Source organism: Paenibacillus sp. NPDC056722, assembly GCF_042790635.1.
Classification (GTDB): Bacteria; Bacillota; Bacilli; order Paenibacillales; family Paenibacillaceae; genus Paenibacillus_AQ; species Paenibacillus_AQ agri.
In genome coordinates this window covers 59,597-79,041 of sequence record NZ_JBHTYV010000010.1, presented here as the reverse complement: position 1 = coordinate 79,041, position 19,445 = coordinate 59,597, and the positions used below count along the sequence as shown (strand labels likewise).

Sequence of the window (19,445 nt, the reverse complement as noted above, 5' to 3'; positions counted from 1 at the left end):
CTCTGATCGTATTCTAATCGTTCTCAGCCCATACGGCTTCGCTTATCTTCCTGCAGATGATCCCAATGCCTTCTGACAAAAACAGCGATCAGAACGACCATAAACACCGAATACCAGGTCAAGTAGACGCCCCACTCTTCCTTGGGCACAATCAGCGTTGAACTCAGCGTCCCGAACAGCCAGATATAGGATAGGTTACCGAGCACTGTTCCCCAGATGAATGAGGCCGTAGAAAGCGGCGAGACCGCCGACATCAGATTGATGATATTACTTGGAATAATGGGAATGGTGCGCAGCAGCACAAGGGTCCAGATGCCGTAACGATCCATATTGCGCTGCCATTTATCGTAACGTTTCAGTTTCTTTCTCCATTTGCGGTCAAACCAATCAAACAGGTACCGCCGGCACAGAAAATACACCAGGATTCCACCCAGATTGCAGGCCAGCCAGCTGATCAGCATCCCGCCAATCACATCAAATACCGACACATGCAGTACAATCAGAATGGCAAGAGGGAAAAAACCGAACAGACTTTGCAGCAGCGTCAGAGGAACCGTAACAAGCAAAACGTAAGGCCCAGTCAGGCCAAGGGTTTGCAGCAGCCAATCTATCCATGAATTTATTATCTCTGTCAATGGAGTGTTCTCCTCTCTTGACTCCTTACAGGCTGCATCCTTAAATACGATCAATTCCCTTGAAAAAGCTGTTACTTCAAAACACATTCCCAAGAAAAACACCCCTTTACGGGGTGTTTATTGAATATAACGTGATATATAGATTACATGTCAGGAACAGTCATTCTACAAAGGTTACAAAATTGTATCTATTGATTTTTATCATAGCACATCTTCAAAATATCTGCAAAACAGTTATTCGATCCCCGCTGTCCAGGTTGCTACTTTATCGGGGTTACTCTCTACCCAAGCTTTGGCCGCCTCCTCAGGAGACTTGCCGCCCTGAATCTGGACCATAACCTCAGCCATATCCTCCGGTGTCCACTCGAATTGATCGAGGAACTTGTAGACCTTCGGCATATCATCCTTCAAGCCTTTGCGGACCATGGTATGGATTTGTTCATCTCCACCATACACATTCTTCGGATCCTCCAAATACCGGAGATCCATATTGGCAAACATCCAGTGTGGCGTCCAGCCAGTCACGACGATAGGTTTGTTGTTGTTATAAGCTTTTTGCAGTTCCTGCGCCATAGCGGCAGAAGAGCTCTCCACCAGCGTATAATCACCAAGTCCGTAGGACTCAATCGCTTTTTCCGTAGTGGTCATGATTCCTGCACCCGGCTCAATACCGATAATCTTATGATCCAGTTCGGCACCGGCCTCGGCACTCTTCAAATCCTCAATCGATTGGATATTCATATATGCCGGAACGGCAAGCCCAACCTTTGTTCCATTCAAGTTTACGCCAAGGTCCTCGATATCATTCCCGTATTTTTCAAGATAGGAAGCATGCGTACCCGGCAGCCAGGCAGCAACCATGGCATCGGCACTGCCATCTGCCACTCCGGCCCACATCGGCCCAGCATCCACTTGCAACATTTCTACATTAACCCCGAGCTTCGATTCCAGCACTTCTTTAACTACATTTGTACTGGCAATTTCCGAATCCCAGGCGACATAAGCCAGCTTTACCTTATCATTGCTCTCTGCCGAACATCCGGCGAGAACCGCTACTAATAAGGCTGTCAGCATCAATCCTAAGCTTTTTTTCTTCATTATAAGGAAACACTCCTATCTTTGTTTTGGTTTCAATGCGTTCTGAGTGAGGCGGTCGAGCAGAATGGCAATCACCACGATGGCGATCCCTGCTTCAAAGCCCGCTCCGGTCTTCGCCTGCGATACCGCACGGTAGACCAGCGCCCCAACACCCTGCGCACCGATCATCGATGAGATTACAACCATCGACAGAGATAGCATGATCGTTTGGTTAATCCCCGCCATAATCGTCGGCAACGCGATCGGCAATTGCAGCTTGAACAGCTTCTGTGACGGTGTCGATCCAAAGGCATCCGCCGCCTCCACCAGTTCAGGCGAGACTTGCCGGATCCCGAGATTCGTCAGGCGAATCGTTGGCGGGATGGCAAAGATAATCGAAGCAATTACACCTGGGACTACACCCAGCGAGAAAAAGGATACCGCAGGCAGAAGATACACAAAGGCCGGCATCGTCTGCATAAAGTCCAGAATAGGTGTAATTGTATTCTTCACCGCATTGCTCTGCGCACATAGAATGCCGATGGGAACGCCTATCAGCACCGCCAGAATAGAAGCGGCCAGAACAAGCGCCAGTGACTGCATCGAAGGTCCCCATAAACCGAGGTTATCGATCAGCAGCAGGCCGATGACCGCAAAAAGTGCCATTCTCCATTTGCCAATCCAGTAGGCCAGTGCAGCAATAATCACAATAAGAACAAGCGCTGGCAGGAACGTGAGAATATTCTCGATTCCCTTCACCATGCCGCCGATTACTGCATGTATTACATCAAACACGGGACCGAAATATGTCGTTAGCCATTTTTCGAGCCATTCAACACCTTGGCCCAGTGGTATCTTAGGAATGTTCATTACACGTGCTCTCCTTCCGGAACTGCGTTGCCGGCAAGCGCTGAAAGAACGGCACCTTTAATGACAATTCCCTTGAGTCGATCGGATTCATCCACTACAGCTACCGGCAAATGTGTCTCCGACATCAGCTCGAACAAATCATTGAGCAAAGTATCGGGGTGCACACGGGGGATTTCCCGCCGCAGCACTTCAAGTATCGTTTTATTCTCTTTGATCGCTTGGGCCGCATCTTCGGCCGTTACGACACCTTGGAGCTTCATCTCTTTATCTGCAACATATAGACTGGACACGCCACTATCGCGCATTAATTGCAGCGCCACGCGGGGACCGCGCTCAGGTCTGACCATCTCTGGCTGGCGCATCACATGCGCAGCGGTCAGTACCTTGGACAGATCCACATCCTCTACAAAACGTTCCACGTATTTATTGGCAGGCTGAATCAGAATCTCTTCTGGCGTACCGATCTGCACAATCACGCCATCCTTCATCAACGCGATCCGGTCACCAATCCGCAGTGCCTCATCCAGATCATGCGTGATGAACACAATCGTCTTCTTCACTCGGGCCTGAAGCTCCAGCAGTTCCTGCTGCATATCCTTACGGATCAGTGGATCAAGAGCGCTGAACGCTTCGTCCATAAGCAGAATATCTGGATCATTGGCCAGCCCGCGGGCCAAACCAACCCGTTGCTGCATCCCGCCGCTGAGCTGATCCGGGCGATGATGCTCCCAGCCTTTCAGACCGACGAGTTCCAGGGCCTGCATAGCGAGCTCGGTTCTTTTCTTTTTCTCCACGCCCTGCACTTCAAGGCCATACTCCGCATTCGCCAGCACCGTCCGGTGCGGGAACAACGCAAATTTCTGGAATACCATACCGATATTCTTGCGCCGGAACTGCCGGAGCTGCTCGGGGTTCATCCCAACTACATCGTTCCCTTTAAAAAGAACTTGCCCCCCAGTAGGCTCAATCAAACGGTTCAACAGACGAACCAGGGTTGATTTACCACTGCCTGACAACCCCATAATGACGAATATTTCTCCTTCTTCAATACTGAATTCGGCCTTATTGACACCGACAGTCAGCTTGACTTCCTGAGCGATCTTCTCTTTGGACCACCCTTGTTCCAATAATGGAAGCGCACGCCCCGCATCATGACCGAATACTTTGGTTAGCTGTTTCACCTCTATAATAGGCATGCTGACCTCCTTCTCCCGTTTCTGTATCGGGTTAGTTCACTTCTAATAGTCTACCGGACTTATGAAAAAAGATGCAAAGCGCATATTCGGATAAAATTTAGTGTACAGTTTTAACTTTACAAACTATACGCAAAGAATACTCTGTTTTACGCCATATTCCTTTCGTCTCGAATTCTTTACTTATTAACCATGATTTGATTACAATACACAGTAGAGGTTTGCAGTCTATTAGCCTAATCCTCAGGAGGGACATCATGAATGATTTAGAAGGGCTTGCGCCCGAACAAATCGAGAAAATCAGCAAAGCCCGGGAACGAGTCATTGATTCCATCGGTAAAAATATGGACTTATACGGTATCACCCTGTCTATAGGGCATTTATACGGGTATATGTACTTTAATCAGGGTCCGGTAACGCTGGACGAGCTTAGTAAAACTATGGGGATGAGCAAGACATCCATGAGTACAGGCGTCCGTACCCTGCTGGACCTCAAAATGATTGATAAAGTATGGGGAAAAGGCACACGTAAGGATTTATTCGAGGTGGTTCCGGACTGGCATCAGAATTTCAGCGATTACTTCTCAATTAAATGGAGAAAAGCCGTTGAGGGCAACATGAATGCCCTTTCCAAATCCGTGAATGAAATCAAGGATATGAAGGCAGAGTACAGCGATGACGCAGAGCTGCTGAAGCTGCTGGACAACGACGAGGAGAAGATCGGAGAGGCGGTCAAGTATTACCGCTGGCTGCTAAAGCTGATTGAAGCACTGGAAAGTGGTAAAATCTTCGATTTGATTCCTAAAGAAACATAGTACGACCACAATTGTTAGGGGTTCTTGTCAGCCAGTTTATGTATGGCTGTGCAGGAACCTCTTTTTTTGTAGCAGATGCGTGATCCAGCTTTTGTAAGAGTATACTTTGTTCAATGGTCCAACATTATCGTTTGACTTGCCTTGGCATTCAGCATAAACTTAAATATAATTGTTTTCGTGCCAGATTTTACTTGAAAATGCGACTGAAGAAAGCGCTGGCATCCAGCCCTTTTCAGATTTTTATTTATAGCCGGAGGGTGGCTTTTTCATTGCAGTTGAATATCAAAAAGATTGCCGAAATGGCCGGCGTATCGGTCTCAACAGTATCTAAAATTATGAATAATTACCCGGATGTCTCCGAAAAAACGAAGCAACGAGTGATGGAGATCATCGAACAAACCGGGTACTCCCCTTCCAACTCCGCCAAGACGCTGGCAACTAAAAAATCCAGCCTGATCGGTGTTATTTTTGCCGGGGAGCTGAATGTTGATTTTACCCATCCCTTTTTTCTCGCCGTACTCAATGCCTTCAAGAAACAGATGGGTGTGCTCGGCTATGATCTGATCTTCTTTTCCAATGAGAAATTCTTAAGCGGCGGCGATTACTTTTCCCGCTGTGTTCATTTTCATGTAGACGGCTGTGTGATCATTTCAGGAGAAGAAATGGAGCCGGCCATTCAGGAACTGGATATGAGTAGCATACCTTGTATCGGGGTAGATCTAGAGCTGAAGGGTAAAAAATCGGGGTACGTGACCTCGGATAACTATCAGATCTCCTCCAAGGTTGTTGAGCATTTCTACCTGCTCGGTTACCGGGAGCTTGGTTTTATCGGAAGCACCGCCAATTCGGATATCTCCAACCAGCGGGAAGCTGGATACATTAAAGCCATTGAGGGCTTCGGCATGAATATCAATAAGAATTGGTTCGTTCATGGCGATGATTTCTTCGAGCCTAGCGGCTATGACGCCATGCAGAAACTGATTCAATCCGGCTCTTTGCCCAAGGCCATCTTCGCTGCCTCGGACCTGCTGGCGCTTGGCGCGATCCGCGCATTGAAGGAACATGGACTACGCATACCTGAGGATATTGCTATGGTCGGCTGCGACGACATTGAAGCCTGCAAATATACGACGCCAACGCTGACGACGATCCGCCAGAACAAAGAACGGCTCGGGATTCTCGCCGCTCATATGCTCTACGACATGATCAACAATCAGTCCGAGGGCGGCTCCTTCGTTGTGGAGCCGGCACTCATCGTCCGCGAATCCTGTGGCAGTCACCTGCACGATCAAGGATGACATCTCTTTTGCCGCCAGCCGGGAGAATTGACGACGGCAAAGCCAAACAGCCTGCCCCAGCATGATACATGCGAGGGCAGGCTGTTTGTTTATGTTAGCGCAACGGAAGCGGGATAGGCCCTCTTACGCTTTTTACATTAAGATCACCTTACAACGGCGTAGGTTCAGCCACTTGTTCATCGAGCTCCAGCTTCACCAATTGCCCGACCTGCGTCAGCCCTGCGCCAAAACCATACATAAGGACGGTCTGACCATTCTGGACCTTGCCTTCCCGGATGCCCAGATCAAGCGCCAACGGGATAGAAGCAGCAGACGTGTTGCCGAAATGAACGAGACTGTACAGCGCCTGCTCCAGCGGGTAATTCATCCGCTCACAAATCGGCTCGATCATCCGCAGGTTAGCGCTGTGTGGAATAAACCAGTCCACTTTTGCAAGATTCGTCCCTGCCTTGGCCAGCAATTGCTCTACACCCTGTGGTACGGTCCGAACTGCCCAGCGGAACACTTCCCGCCCATTCTGCACAAGCAGCTTGGTATCCACAAGCTCGATATCTTCAATTTTGGAGGATAGCCCTGTACGGTATACATGATGCCCACCACTGCCGTCACTCCCCATATGAAAGCCGAGGAAGCCGGTAGAACTGGCCCCGCTTTCCACCAGTACCGCTCCAGCTCCGTCACCGAACAGGATACAGGTACTGCGGTCAGTGTAATCCGTAATTTTAGAAAGAGAATCCGCACCCAACACCAGCACCTTGCGATGCAGTCCGGAAGCCACAAGACCATTGGCCATATGCAATCCGTAGACAAATCCGGCACAAGCTGCACTCAGATCGATGGCTCCAGCGGTCTGCGAAATCCCCAGGCGGTTCTGTATCAAAGCAGCCACGGAGGGAAAAGGAAAGTCAGGCGTGCTTGTAGCGACAATTATCATGTCTACATCCTGAAGATTTTTTCCGTACCGCTTCGCCAAATCCTCTGCAGCAGCTACACATAAATCACTGGTGAATTCATCCTTGCGGCTGATTCTGCGCTCCCGGATACCCGTTCGCTGGACGATCCACTCATCATTGGTATCTACCATCTTTTCCAAATCGGCATTGGTGAGCCTCTGCGCGGGAACATAGGTCCCGATAGCTGTAATCTTCGCACCTGTCAATTCATTCACCCCATTATTTAGCATCTAGTATTAGTACTTGGTACTAATTATAACAAATGAACTCATTCATTTGCAACTGGGATTATGCCAATTCACGTGTATCCCGGCCTCTTTTTCTGCGTAACCACAACGTAATCAACAAGACCAGAATCACGATAACAGCTACTAATGTGATGACGATATTCTTGATATTAGGTGCATAAACCACCAGTTTTAGCGGCTCGGGATTTCCGAGTGACATGTGCCAGGTCAAGGTCCGGCCATCCTGTGAAGTAGCATTGTTCGGCCCATAGACATTCACCGGCAGCGTCAATTGAAAATCAAAAGCAAAGCTCTCCATAAACATCCGCACAAACGATTTGGGGATATTCAGCATCCCAAGGCTATCTATAATCTGCTCAGAATAAGCGCTCAGCGTGGGCTGAACCTCCAGATCATACTTGGTGTACAGCCATTTGGGGTCTGTAATGACTTTGGCATCGACTATGTTCATGCTCCCACTGGGCTGTGCTTTCAATTCCTCTATAGAGGAATAACTTTTCATAAATTGATAGTCCACGTCCTTGCCATCCTGCACCTTGTGGAGCTCTATACCTGACTCCGCCAGCTTGTCTGTCAGCATTTGTTCAGCTTTGCCACTGATTAGCGACTCTGTGCGGGAATCCAGCTTCACATGGACAGCAAGGTCAACACTGCCATTTTTGTGAACCGTAACATGCGCGCTCCCTTTCGCACAGCCTGACAATAATACGAGCATGAGGATCATCCCCACAATCATTGCCGTTCTCTTTTTCATCCGCATGCTCCTCTCCTCCGTTAAGTTTCTCCTCATAATGTCTTGTCAATCTATATTAGACGAACTTAAGAACCGAACGTAAGGCTCAGTCGTCACTACGGTGGAATGTTTGGACTTCCGGCCGCTGTTGTCTCCAGATTTCTTTTAATTATACCGCTGTTTGCGGTTGAAATCTGGAGACAGCCTATGCTTCCGTCGCGAGCTTTCCTTCGGAAAGCTTTTAGGCGGTCGCTACCGCTCCTACAGTTCCAAACTTCCCCCTGCGTTCCTTCTCGCTTTTTGTTACTTTCTTTTGTTCGGCTTATATAGCATAATATAGCCGCTCTAAGGATTCAAACATAATGGGCAGGCCTCCGCCCTCTCCATCCACGCAAAAGCCCTCCGCATCCTCAATAGGATGCGAAGGGCTTGAATTATATAAGTTTTATACTGTGACAATGCGTCAGCCTTGATCCCACCAGCGATACGTTCCGACGGATTGCGGCGGGAGCACTGTGACGAACTGCCGGCCATCGCACAGAATGCGGAATGGCTGTGCCGATTGCGTCTGGTTAATGACCACGGCCACAAGCGAGCCATCTTCGTTGCGGAAAGCCACATTAGTGACGGTGTCGACGGAGCCGTAGCTGCTACCGATTCGAACAGCTCCCCGCCGGACAAACCTGCTGTACTGGCCCAGCAGGGAATATTCAGGAGTTCTCCAGTAGCGGTCTGCTTCATTAGCATCCTGGATAAACATCGTTGGTCCAGGCGTCCCTAGCCATTGATGAGGGGCAATACGGCTGTTAAGCATCGTGACCCAGGCGTTATAGCTGCTGGCATAATTCCGGAAGTAGCGGGCCATCCGGTCCGCGCCACTAGTCCCCCACAGCGATCGCTCCGTCAGATAGATCGGCTTATCGGGGTAAGCGGCATGAATTTCGCTCATGACCTCCGGTTCGCCTTCATAATCGTGCAGCGCAATGCCGTGAACCCCGGCGCCTGCTTCAGCATCCTTCAGAATCGGCGCCACATAATTCCACACCTCATCGAAGTTATGGTCGAAAATCCAAAGCTTCGTATCCAGTCCATGTGCTGTGAATTCCTTCGCCAGCGCCACCGCCAGCGCCTTCTGCCGCTCCGGCGGCATATGGCAGCTCGGATAATCCGTCTCCAGCAGCGGCTCGTTCTGCAGGGTCATCGCATAGATCGGGATGCCCTGCTCCCGATACGCCTGAATGGCCAGGCGATAATACTTCGCCAAGGCATCTGTATACTCGCGGCCTTCCTTCAGGCGGCCGCGTTTCAGGCTCCCGCTTGTCTTCATCCAAGCGGGAGGGCTCCACGGTGAAGCGAACAGCAGCGTATCTGGTGCCAGCGCCAGCAGTTCCTTAATCGTGGCGATGATGGAGAGGTCGATATCCTTTTGAATCGAAAAATGCTTCAGTTCAAAATCACTCTCCCCATCAGGCATATCATCATACGTATAGAATCGCTCGGCTGTAAAATCAGAGGTTCCCAGTGTAATGCGGAACAGATTGAAGCCGATGCCATCCTCAGTATGACTGAGCTGCTTCAGGATGCTCCCCCGCTCGTCTGCACTCATCAGCGACAAATTGCAAACGGTCGTCTCTTCCAGCGAGGTTCCAATGCCGAGAATCTTCTGGTAGGTAAGTTCCGGCGATACAATCAGGGTGGTCAGCTCTTCATCTTCATATTCAGCGGGGCTGGGAACGGCCCAATTCAAATCAGCTTGCTGACTCAAGTGATATGTATGCTCTTGCGGACCCTTAAACCAGCTTTCCTTACCCGGGTCCTGCTCCGAGCTGAACCAGACTTCCACCGTTTCTAAAGGTTTGTTCTCATAGTTCATTGCAGCATCTCTCCTTGTTCTCTTACGTATTCAAGAAAAAAAGCGGCGAAATGAATTCGCCGCTCCCTTTAGTGCCGAGATGACAGCACCGTTAGGTACTACCAACCCGTGGCACCTGTTCTATTGGATTCCTTTTTCATCAAAATACTTGTTGGCTTCACCCTGCACATAAGCCAGCAGCTTCTCTACACCAGCCGCTTTCAGCTTATCGCGGTAAACTTTCAAGGATGCATCCACATCAGCGGTCAAGCCTAGCATCAGCGGTTTTCCGTATTGCTCAAATACCTGGTTAACAGCAGCCAGCTCGGTTTTGACCGGATCGTAATCCAGATAAATCTGTCCGAGAATATCCGGCTTGCTGATCGGTTTGAATTCTTCCTTCAGCTTGTCGAGGCCTTCCCAGCCGCCTTTTTCTTTCTTAATGTTCTCTTCTACACGCCAGCCCCAGCTTGCGATGTCATAGCGTGGTGTAACGTTCAGGTCAACACCTGGTGCCGGAATGACAATGGTCTTATCATCATCACCTTTTGCCCAGTGCGTGCCTTCGATACCATAAGTCATTAAGTTGTAGTAAGCAGGATCATTGCGCAGCTTGTCGAGTACCATCAGGGAACGTTCCGCATTATCCGAGCTCTTTGGAATCGCCATACCGTTCGCAATCGGCAATGTAGGAATGACATAGTTATGGAAGCGGGTGAACGGGAAGAACCCTATTTCCATTTTGAGGCCTTTGGCCTGCACTTCGTTGATAAATCCGCCCGCACTGGACGGGTTACGCCAGTAGATCGCACCTTGACCCGTCTTGATGAAGTCGCCGGCTTCCTGTTTCGAGGACAGCGAGTTCTTGTTCCAGAAGCCCTTCTGCTCCCATTCTTTCATTTTCTTAACCCAAGCTTCGTATTGATCCGTGAACGGAATGATCTGAATATCGCGCGGTGTTGCGTAGGAAGTTGCACCAACGATCTCACCAGTAATCATTTGCGTATCTGTCCAGAACTTGAACAGGTCATTGACGTTCTCATAAGCAGCACCGTTGATCGGTGTCACTTTCTTCTGTGTTTTAACAGCATCCATATAGGCCTCAATGGAATTCAGATCAGTAAACTCCGGCAGATTGAGCTCTTTGCGCCAGTCTTCACGATACACATAGCCAAGTGGCGTATACTCCGGATTCGTGTTCGGTACAGCAAAGATACCATCACTTACCGTTACTGCATCCCAGTCCTGCTTCGGCACATTAGCCCAAGTTACTGGTGCATAAGTTGGCAGCAGGTCTTTCAAATTCTTGAATGCACCCTGTTTCGCCAGCTTGTAGAAATCCGCCCAGTTAGATGCGAAGATCATGTCAATCTTCTCGCCGGAGGTCAGCAGCAGGTTGTATTTGGTCAACCAGTCATTCCACGTAGTAAACTTCAGGTCAACGGTAGTGTTCAGATCCTTCTCCAGCATTTTATTCCATTCTGCAACGATCTTGTCCTGATCCTTATGGGCATCACCAACCAGATACCAGGTCAACTTGACCTTCTTCGACGTGTCCGGGCCTGCTTCACCTTGCGCCGGTGCGGTATTACCGTTGTTTTTCTCTTTTTCCGGTGCCGCACTGTTGTTGTTACCGCCCCCGCAGGCTGCGAGCAGCGAGATCAGTAAAGACATGACAAGTACGAGCGTTAATCTCTTGGTTACCTTTCTCATCATTGACTCCTCCTTAAAAGTTTGTCTCATTAAACCCACTATTGTTCAAGCCTCATGCTATGTTAGCCGGAAATCCGGTTCTAACCTTTAACAGCTCCTACTGTAAGTCCCTTCACGAAATAACGCTGAACGAACGGGTAGAGCAGAACGACCGGCCCTGTAACCACAACGGCCACAGCCATCTTAAGTGTTTCGGTAGGTGGAACAACATTGGCCGCCAGATACGACCCGTTATTCGTCTGTAGCACCGCGGCGCTGGACAGAATTTTGTACAACAGGAATTGCAGCGGATATTTATCGCCGGTTGTGATGAACATGTTGGCATTGAACCAATCGTTCCAGTAACCGAGAGCAAGGAATAATCCGATGGTCGCCAGACCCGGTGTCGAGAGCGGCAGAATGAGCTTCCGGTAAATCAGGAAATCCCCAGCACCATCGATTTTGGCAGATTCCACAATAGATTCCGGGATGGACTTCATGAAGCTTCGCATCAGAATGATATTCCAAGCACTAAGCAGTGGCGGCAGAATCAGGGCCCAGTAGCTATCTTTAAGACCCAGGTATTTGGTCATCATGATGTACCATGGAATCAATCCACCACTGAACAGGGTTGTGAAGTAAATGAAGAACGACAGGCTGTTGCGATAGAGAAAATCTTTACGGGAAAGCGCATAGCCCGCCATTGAGGTCAGGAACAATCCCAGTAGCGAACCTGCTACCGTCACGCCGATCGTCACACCGTATGCACGGTAGATTTGTTCCGGTGTACTGAACACCGAGCGGTAAGCTTCGAATGAGATTGTACTCGGGAACAATTTGAAGCCTTCGGAGATAATCTCCAGCTCATCCGTGAACGAACCCGCGACAATTAGCCAAAAGGGCACCAGACAGATGATGGAAATCAGGGCCAGTAACGTGTACCCGATAATATTAAAGACAATGGTAGCTTTGTCTTGCTTGATTTTGGAGCCGGTTTTCTTTCTGCGCACTCCCGGCAGCTTTTCTACTTCAGTACCCATGCTTATCCCCCCTTAGAACAACGCGTATTCTTCGTGCGTCTTTTTGATAATGTAGTTCACCGTCATGATCAGAACGAATCCGAAGAAGGATTGATACAGACCCGCAGCCGTCCCCATCCCGATATCGAAGTTGATTGTCAGAGAGCGGAATACGTACGTATCGATGATATCCGTAGCTTCGTACAGCATGCCGTTGTTCCCGATAATTTGATAGAAGAGATCAAACTGTCCTTTCAAAATACCGCCGAGACTGAACATGATCAGCAGGATAAAGGTCGGCATGAGCAGTGGAAGCGTAATCCGCCGAATCTGTTGAAAAATGTTGGCTCCGTCAATTTTGGCCGCTTCATAATAGTCCTCGCTGATACTCATGATCGCCGCCAGGTAAATGACTGTACCATAACCGATACCCTTCCAGATGTTGAAGAACACGATAATGTATTTCCATGGAGCGGTCTGAAGGTAGAAATCGTAGGTCTGTAGACCAAGCTGGGTCAGCACACTGTTGACTACCCCAAGATCGGAGAAGAGGTTGAACACGAACGCCCCAACGAGTACCCATGACAGAAAGTATGGAAGAAACATCAGCGATTGTGCGGTCTTCTTGAACCACTTGCTGGTCAACTGGGCCAAAAATATCGCACAGATGATCTGCATGATGTTGCCGAGAATAATAAACGCCAGATTGTAGAGCACTGTATTTTTCGTCAAATCCCAAAGGATGCCTGACTTGAACAGAAACTCGAAATTTTTAAGTCCAATGAATTCGCTTCCAAATAGTCCCCCGTCAAAATCAAATTTCGTAAAGGCGTAATACACACCAACCATAGGAATGTAACTGAAGACGATGAAAAACAGCAATGTTGGAGCTACCATCAGAAACAATACTTTGTTTCGATTAAGCTCCCGGATCAATCCGCCTTTTCCAGACATAATCGTATAGCCTCCCTCAACCTTCTTTATCAGATATTGCACTCTCCGGTGCTGTTCTCCGGCTGCAATGCCAATACTATAAGACCGCGGGGAACCCAGCAACTAACCATACCCGATGTGACTCACTTTTCAGCGAAAAGGGGCACTACTCTTTTCCGAACTCACTCTTTTTTTCTGACACACCCCAGTCATACCAAGGGTTTTCGAGATTTCGTCCCGATAAAAAAGGAAGGCCGGGTACCTGCCCGAGCCTTCCTCAAAGTGTGCCGCTGAAGTGGTTCAGGCAAGAATCGCACCCTCTCCACCCTCATCCTCTTTCTGTTGTCTGCTATTCCTCCGGTATTCGGCTGGTGTTACACCATTGTGCTTCTTAAAGGCTTTATAGAAATACGGATTATTGGTAAAACCAGCTGACTCGGCGATATCGCCGATACAATCATCGCTATGTGTCAGCAGTTCGCGAATTTTGTTCATTCGCACCTCTTGGATGTAGCTGAGAATGGTCTGGAAGGTATGCTGCTTAAATACACGACCGATATACGTGGCTGACATGCCCATTTCATCCGCCAACATCTCTAGCGACAGATTCTGATCCGCATAACGCTCGTCAATCATCCGTTTGATGCGCCCCGGCAGATCATCCTGCCGATTCTTCCGCTTCTCATCCATATGCTTCTCCAGCAAATCGAACAGAGACATATAGCGCTCCATTAGCTCTGCCATTGTGTCTACTCGCGTGTGATTATAGAGATCCAGCGATGGAACCGCAAGCTCCTCCGAGGCAGCAGAATGCTGCCGGATTGTGCGGATCGCATTCTGCAGCGCATAGGTCAGATGGGAGATCGCCAGCTGATATGAGATGTAGGAATAGTTGGCGGTGTCGCCGATAATATCAGTAAACAGCCGCTTAGTTTCTGAAATTCGGCCCAGCATTAATTCGTCGATCAGTTGCTTCTCCTTGTGAATCGGATATTCATAGCTCCGGGTCTTGTTCATCTCGACCGTCTCTGCATCAATATAACTACCCGCACCACTGAAGACCCGGCTAAAAGAAGCTTCGACAGCCTGCTCAAACAAGGTATGCAAGGACTGAACGCCCTTTCCGTTAAGGCTTGAAGATATCGTGATGGACAGCTTCAAATACTGGGTCACAGCCTCTTGGATAAGTCCCGCATAACGCCTGTAAATCTCCTTATCATCGACCTCCGCATCCGCCGGCTGGATGATGATCACGGCACGATTATCTCCAAGGTCAGCAGTTGCTGCCGAAAGTCCGGCACTAATCAGCAGTTCATGCGCAATATTAAGGATGCCATAGCGCAGCAGCTTGCGGTCCTCCGGCTGGTACTGATCCACCAAAGCCCGGTAGTCATCTATCGTAATCAAAAATACGCGCAGAGAACGGTCCGGATCCAGCCCGATTCCGTAGCGCAGGAACATCTCTTTGACCTTTAAAGGGTCACTGCGGGTACACCCGCTAAGCAAACCTCTCATATATTCAGAACGCACGGCCTGCTGGCTCTCCCGCTGTTCCGATTCGAGGTTCACAAGACGGGACAGCTTCTTGTTGATTCCTGCGAACAGGCGCTTTGACACCACAAAGGAAAGCGCAAGCCCTGCGAGCAGAATAAGACCTGCTGTATAAAAGGTCTTGGTGCGCATGTTGTCGATCCGTTCGCTGATCAGCGTATAGGGAACAATGCGGATATACCGCCAGCCCAGGTTATCGGGCTCGCTATAAGTCACTAGCGATTTGATACCGCCGACTTTCATCGGAAAATAACCCGATGGCTCGCCACTGTTCAGGATGCGGTCAATATAAGGTGTGCCTTTCATATCAGTCAGCATTGGTGTAGTCCAGCTGTTGGAGACTAGCAGACCGTTCTTGTCGATGAGAAATGTGTTCGCGGCATCATTGGTCAATGAACCGTCGATGTGTTTGTGCAGTTGGGTTTCCTTAATATTGACGACTACAGCATTGCGGGGAGTCTGCTTGGCGAGCGTGTCATACAGTAAAAAAGTGTACGTGTCGCGCTCCTTCTCGGCGATATTCCCGGCTAGCCCTTCAATCCGCAGCTTACGGGGAATCGGCGACATCGTGTTGTAGTCCCCAATATGCTTCAGCATTTCCTTCATATCCTGGTCATAAAATTCTTCCTCACTGAAGACCGAAGGGACACTCATGTCTGAGCTAACATAGAAGGTGTGCGCCACCGCATTATAAATATAAATGGAATCAATAAACGGCGAGGTTTCCCTGTAGTTGTTCATCTGCTTGACCGCATCGGAGATTTCCATGGCGCTCACATTGGGGAAATTCAGCAGGTCAGCGATGTTCTGATCGTTGTGTATTTGCTTCGCAAAGGTCGAAGCAGTCAAGGTCATCACGGAGACCTCTTGTGTTGTCTGGTCCAGGCTGTCCATCGTCTGCTCATAGGATTGATTCAATGCGATCCGTTCAAAATTCAAATACAGAATTCCCGACAGGATTGAAATTGTCAGAAAGATCGTCACCGTCATCACGGAAAAAAACTTCCCGTAATACTTGGTGTCTTTCCCGCGCAGCATTTTAAGCACCACCTAGCCCCCTTTTCCCGAAGATCCTTTGATCACGAGTGTCGAACGAATCTGCATAAGCTGTGGCCCGGTTTCTTCATCGCCCTTGATCTGCCCGATCAGCTTCTCAGCAAGCAACGCCCCCATCTCATATAAGGGCTGCTCTACAGAGCTCAGCCTCGGCTCCACATAATTAGTAATCCGAATATTGTCTACTCCGACAACAGCCATGCGTTCGGGAATGGAAATTCCGAGCTCGGCACAAGCTTTGTATACACCAAGCGCCATCTCGTCATTGGCTGCGAAAACAGCTGTAAACTCCCCGCTTCCCGCCCAAATCCGCTTAAACGCTTCATACCCGGCATCCTCGGAGAAGTTCCCGTTGTCTATCAGCTCAGGGAGAAAAGGTAAGCCTGCCTCTGCAAGCCCTTCCTTATAACCCTCCAGCCGTTCAATACTGTCCGTCGCATCGGCAAACCCACAGAGAAACGCCATCCTGCGATGTCCCGCTTCCAACAGATGCTCTACAACTTCCCGGCCAATTCTCCTGTTATCAGTAAAGGAGCAAGGGATGTCGGGATGTTCAATTCGGCGGCCGATCAATCCAATCGTATACTCATCATCTGCAAAAGAGGTAATCTCCTCGTCGCTTAGCTGCGGGGTCACCAGAATTAAGCCATCCACCGTGCGGTTCTGCAACAGAGAGAGCAGTTCTACCTCTTTCTCCTTCTCATTCTGTGAGTCGCAGATCAGGATCTTGTATCCAAGGGTATTCGCCATGTTCTCGATGCCCTTTATAATTTCTGCATTATAGGAAACCCTGATATCCCTGACCACCACACCTAAAGTCATCGTCCTGCGCGACCGAAGCTGTTTTCCCATTGCATTCGGCGTGTAGTTCAATTCCTGGATGGCTTGAAGCACCTTCTTCTGCGTCTTCTCCGTTACGAGCGAGCTTCCGTTGAGCACTCTGGAAACCGTGGCGGGAGATACCTTCGCTTTTTGCGCTACATCTATGATTTTACTATCCTTCATTTGATCACGCTTTCATTGGTTGTTAAATCCATTATAGTTGCCGATGAAATCGATTTCAATATAAAATTTGCAATGTTCTTCCATTCCTGTGCCCACAAATGACCGTGATAGAAGAAAAAAGCCGCAGATCATTTCTGCGGCTTTTTCATTAGCTTATTTTATTTTTCCAACAAGGTTACCGAAGCCTTTTTGATATCATATATCTTTCCTTTACCTGCATTTACAAGCTGAGTAATTTGCGTATTTGCTAATCCGTTCATTGGAGCAATTGCATCTAAGGTAATCTTGTTAGTCTTCAGCTCATTTATAATCTGACCAAGAGAGAGGTTTGTTTTCCCCATTGAAGCGCCTTTATCATGCACAGGGGCATCTGTAATAAAAATAATCCTTTTTGCATTCTTACGTCCTGCCAGCTGCTGAGCGGCCATATGGATGGCTTCCAGTCCAGATTCGTTCTCATCCCCTCCGCCAGCCGCAACCAGCTTGCTAAGGTTCGTCTTTAAAACATTCTTATCATTAGTGAACGGGAAGAACTCCAAATCTTTATATGAGCTTCTATAATTAATGTCCCGATAAGCTACGATGGAGAAATTCGAACCGGATGGAACGGAATCAGCGAACTTCTTCACCGTCTCTTTGACATAACCAATCACTTCGCCCATGCTGCCTGTCACATCCATAACGAATACAATATCCGTAGGTGCGGTAATGCCTTGAGATATTTTCTGTAGGATCGGTGATGTACTGGTAGCTTCCGATGGGGCAGGCTTCTCACTCTCGGCGGTTGTAGGAATGGACGGTGAATTTTGAAAAACAATAACGGAACTGGAGCTATTGCTCCACTCTACTAATCCGCCAAGCGCCTCGCTCACGAATCGAATCGGCACCATCGTGCTGCCGTTGATTAACTGCGGAGCTGCACTAAGTGTCACGGGTACTCCATTTACATAGGCGGTAGTAGATCCGATCTTAAGAACAATCGTCTTTCCTTCTTTAGATGCCGTGACAGTCTGAGTAGCACTATCCCATTTCACCGTGGCACCCAGGGATTCGAAAATCGCCCGAAAAGGTACCAGTACATTTCCGTTTACATTTACAGGCGCTTGAGTATAAGCTTGCATTTTCCCTTCAACGAATACCTGAATCTTTGACTCAAGATTTATCGGCACAAATTGCGGCACCGATGCCGCCAATCCGCCAGATTGATTCACGGTCTTGAGATAAATATAGTACCCCCCCGTAGTAAGGCCTAGCTGCGTGTTCAGCGTATACGTCACGGATTTTCCTGGAGTCACCCGAATTTGCCTAACAACTTCATTACTCGCATTTTTGACCATAAGATAAGTCGTATATGTTGGTTGAATGACCACCGTTGTCACATTAATGGTGATTTTACCGTTACCACCCAGAGTAATTTGACCCGGATAGCTCTCTCCGCTAGGGATATGGAATTCTGGTTCAACCCATAGAACTGGTGGCTCCGTTTCAATTGGTGGTTCAACCGATGGGACTGGTGACTCCGTTCCAATTGGTGTTTCAATTCCATTTGGCGGTAGCGAAGGATTTGTCTGTGCAACCTCGCCAGACGTTTTGGTTCCCGCAATAGAAGTGACAGGAAAATAAAAATAAACCTTGGACTCGGCACTAGGTGCCTTACGCTTCTCCGAAAGGGTAATCCGTTGAGTTTCTAGATTGAAAGTAAATTCCGAGGTCGGCACCTTAGTACCGTCTATGTATAAGCTAACTTTCTTATTGGAATTAAGGATATAATTTGTGGTTAATTTAAAAACCTTCGTTGATCCGTCCACTCCAATTAAAGTATTCCCAATATAGGTTGATCCAGAGATCAACTCTCTCCATTCAAAGGTCGGATGGATGCTATAGGTAAAATAAAGCTCGGCGCCCGGGTCTGGCGTTTTATTCAACGTAATGGTATTACGATCATAATCCACAGTATAGTTTTGAGGATCAATTTCTACCTGGTTGTTGTACAACCTTATCTTCGTATTATCAGCCGTTAATTTATTATACGTTGTAAACGTGAACTCACGGCTTTGCCCGTCCCCATCCTTCAGAATATAGATAAAATTGTTACCTTCTTTAAATTCTGGCAAAATATCATTCGCCTTAGCCTTGGCCCCACCGGCCCAAAGACTCAAACTTCCGAACAGCAGGATAACGGCCATAGCCAGCTGCATTGTTTTCCTAAATTTCACCTTATCTCACTCCATTTTCTCTATCATTAATAATCTATATCCTGAATAATATTCCAGCACAGGAAATCATAGATAATACTAACTTTACCATACTAAACGACGCTTTTATAGGTAATTATTACTAGTTAGAAAGACTTATAGAACTACTAAGAAAAAGAACGCCCCTCGGGAACTCCTCTACGTATCGTTTCGTCGTTAATCCTCCGGTAAGCTTGGTCCCCTCCGACCATTTAACCAACAAGTATGTAGAAACTGTGTAGTTGCCGGAGCATTTGGGGATTTTAAAAGTAACACATCTC

Annotated in this window: 15 protein-coding genes; 2 read left to right on the top strand and 13 right to left on the bottom strand. The window is 48.4% G+C overall.

The window, feature by feature from the left end; translation table 11 throughout:
* Window positions 1–23: 23 nt before the first annotated feature.
* The 4 genes from ACFRAM_RS21405 to ACFRAM_RS21390 form a co-directional block, all read right to left on the bottom strand.
* Window positions 24–635: a TVP38/TMEM64 family protein gene (locus ACFRAM_RS21405; protein WP_379467875.1), complete on the bottom strand. Its 612-nt coding sequence runs from the start codon at window positions 633–635 to the stop codon at window positions 24–26.
* 234 nt (window positions 636–869) lie between these two features.
* Window positions 870–1,733, bottom strand: a complete 864-nt coding sequence (locus tag ACFRAM_RS21400) for a glycine betaine ABC transporter substrate-binding protein (protein WP_379467873.1) — start codon at window positions 1,731–1,733, stop codon at window positions 870–872.
* A 15-nt stretch (window positions 1,734–1,748) separates the two neighbouring features.
* Window positions 1,749–2,582, bottom strand: a complete 834-nt coding sequence (locus ACFRAM_RS21395) for an ABC transporter permease (protein ID WP_066376245.1) — start codon at window positions 2,580–2,582, stop codon at window positions 1,749–1,751.
* Window positions 2,582–3,778 carry a quaternary amine ABC transporter ATP-binding protein gene (locus tag ACFRAM_RS21390; protein WP_379467870.1) on the bottom strand — a complete coding sequence of 399 codons (1,197 nt, stop codon included), beginning with the start codon at window positions 3,776–3,778 and terminating at the stop codon, window positions 2,582–2,584. The genes ACFRAM_RS21395 and ACFRAM_RS21390 overlap by 1 nt, the downstream gene beginning before the upstream one ends.
* 254 nt (window positions 3,779–4,032) lie before the next feature.
* Here ACFRAM_RS21390 and ACFRAM_RS21385 point away from each other — a divergent pair, with 254 nt between their 5' ends.
* Both ACFRAM_RS21385 and ACFRAM_RS21380 read left to right on the top strand, forming a co-directional pair.
* Complete coding sequence (locus tag ACFRAM_RS21385; RefSeq protein ID WP_379467868.1) at window positions 4,033–4,590, top strand: GbsR/MarR family transcriptional regulator; 558 nt, start codon at window positions 4,033–4,035, stop codon at window positions 4,588–4,590.
* 275 nt (window positions 4,591–4,865) lie between these two features.
* Complete coding sequence (locus ACFRAM_RS21380) at window positions 4,866–5,888, top strand: LacI family DNA-binding transcriptional regulator (RefSeq protein ID WP_379468036.1); 1,023 nt, start codon at window positions 4,866–4,868, stop codon at window positions 5,886–5,888.
* A 148-nt stretch (window positions 5,889–6,036) separates the two neighbouring features.
* Here ACFRAM_RS21380 and ACFRAM_RS21375 read toward each other — a convergent pair whose 3' ends face one another.
* The 9 genes from ACFRAM_RS21375 to ACFRAM_RS21335 form a co-directional block, all read right to left on the bottom strand.
* A complete protein-coding gene (locus ACFRAM_RS21375; RefSeq protein WP_379467866.1) occupies window positions 6,037–7,071 on the bottom strand; it encodes a ketoacyl-ACP synthase III in 1,035 nt (344 codons plus the stop codon).
* A 58-nt stretch (window positions 7,072–7,129) separates the two neighbouring features.
* Entirely contained in the window at window positions 7,130–7,843 is a 714-nt protein-coding gene (locus ACFRAM_RS21370; protein ID WP_379467864.1) for a hypothetical protein, read from the bottom strand.
* A gap of 442 nt (window positions 7,844–8,285) precedes the next feature.
* Window positions 8,286–9,695 carry a glycoside hydrolase family 30 protein gene (locus tag ACFRAM_RS21365; protein ID WP_379467862.1) on the bottom strand — a complete coding sequence of 470 codons (1,410 nt, stop codon included), beginning with the start codon at window positions 9,693–9,695 and terminating at the stop codon, window positions 8,286–8,288.
* Window positions 9,696–9,815: 120 nt separating this feature from the next.
* Window positions 9,816–11,390, bottom strand: a complete 1,575-nt coding sequence (locus ACFRAM_RS21360) for an extracellular solute-binding protein (protein ID WP_379467860.1) — start codon at window positions 11,388–11,390, stop codon at window positions 9,816–9,818.
* A gap of 77 nt (window positions 11,391–11,467) precedes the next feature.
* A complete protein-coding gene (locus ACFRAM_RS21355; protein WP_379467858.1) occupies window positions 11,468–12,406 on the bottom strand; it encodes a carbohydrate ABC transporter permease in 939 nt (312 codons plus the stop codon).
* Window positions 12,407–12,418: 12 nt separating this feature from the next.
* Complete coding sequence (locus ACFRAM_RS21350) at window positions 12,419–13,339, bottom strand: ABC transporter permease (RefSeq protein ID WP_175371425.1); 921 nt, start codon at window positions 13,337–13,339, stop codon at window positions 12,419–12,421.
* Window positions 13,340–13,618: 279 nt separating this feature from the next.
* Window positions 13,619–15,907 carry a helix-turn-helix domain-containing protein gene (locus ACFRAM_RS21345; RefSeq protein WP_379468034.1) on the bottom strand — a complete coding sequence of 763 codons (2,289 nt, stop codon included), beginning with the start codon at window positions 15,905–15,907 and terminating at the stop codon, window positions 13,619–13,621.
* 12 nt (window positions 15,908–15,919) lie between these two features.
* Entirely contained in the window at window positions 15,920–16,930 is a 1,011-nt protein-coding gene (locus ACFRAM_RS21340) for a LacI family DNA-binding transcriptional regulator (RefSeq protein WP_379467856.1), read from the bottom strand.
* Between the two features lie 158 nt (window positions 16,931–17,088).
* A complete protein-coding gene (locus tag ACFRAM_RS21335) occupies window positions 17,089–19,146 on the bottom strand; it encodes a stalk domain-containing protein (RefSeq protein ID WP_379467854.1) in 2,058 nt (685 codons plus the stop codon).
* Between the last annotated feature and the right edge of the window lie 299 nt (window positions 19,147–19,445).